The organism is Nostoc sp. UCD121 (assembly GCF_014222285.1).
Taxonomy (GTDB): Bacteria; Cyanobacteriota; Cyanobacteriia; order Cyanobacteriales; family Nostocaceae; genus Nostoc.
The window spans coordinates 1-753 of record NZ_JACKZS010000508.1; the positions used below are offsets into that span (position 1 = coordinate 1).

The following is a 753-nucleotide window of genomic DNA, read 5'->3' on the forward strand; positions in this document are numbered from 1 at the left end:
CGAATTCCTGGGAAATTTATGATCGAATTGACACCGAGACAACAAATTTTTATACAAGATGATGTGCCTACCCGTTTGCATCATCTCGCTGCACACCTTGAGCAAATTCAATTTTTGTGGACTGGGGTATCATCTCAGGAATTGATGCTGACTCTGGTCAAAGAAAGTCGATACTTTATCGAGTGGACTGTACCAGATATGGTGAAAGCAGATGACATTGATAGAGCAGCAGAGTTGGTTGACTTAGGTCGTTTGCTGACTCGATGGCTATTCAATTGGGAGAACATTTGGTCGGATGCCGAACAAAAACAATCTGCTTCTCTTGAAACTTCATATTGGTTACGTCGGGTTTTGGAAATATCACGTACAGAATCGGAATCACTGAGTGCCTGAACTCTATGAAGTCTTCCGTTGTCTAACCAACACCGAACGCAAGTACTGCCGACAAGCTGCTTCTCCCCGATATATGAGAATCCGCAGCGCCTGTACTTCCTGGATTGGAGAAACACAGATTTCGGCAATCGCATTAATCAAATTCTGTTGCTTCTGCACATAATCTTGATGCTGCTGCTCTAACACAGCAATTTTGGAGTTTAAATGTTGTATCTGCCGTAATGCTTGCGTCAGGGACGATTCTTTGCTTTGAGAGCGATTATTCAGAGTTAACGTCATTTTCTTACTCCTCTAAAGATTTTTTAAATGTTTGCCAATCGGGGCATTTATCACCTTGCCAGCCTCTGGGGTGAACAGCGC

2 protein-coding genes are annotated in these 753 nt (G+C 43.2%); one reads left to right on the forward strand and one right to left on the reverse strand.

Annotated features, from left to right (window positions below; all coding sequences use genetic code 11):
* Nucleotides 1–393: hypothetical protein (locus GNF10_RS37225; RefSeq protein WP_260446393.1), on the forward strand; the 393-nt coding region annotated here is incomplete at its 5' end.
* Between the two features lie 3 nt (nt 394–396).
* Here GNF10_RS37225 and GNF10_RS37230 read toward each other — a convergent pair.
* Nucleotides 397–672: a hypothetical protein gene (locus GNF10_RS37230; protein ID WP_185582784.1), complete on the reverse strand. Its 276-nt coding sequence runs from the start codon at nt 670–672 to the stop codon at nt 397–399.
* Nucleotides 673–753 lie beyond the last annotated feature (81 nt).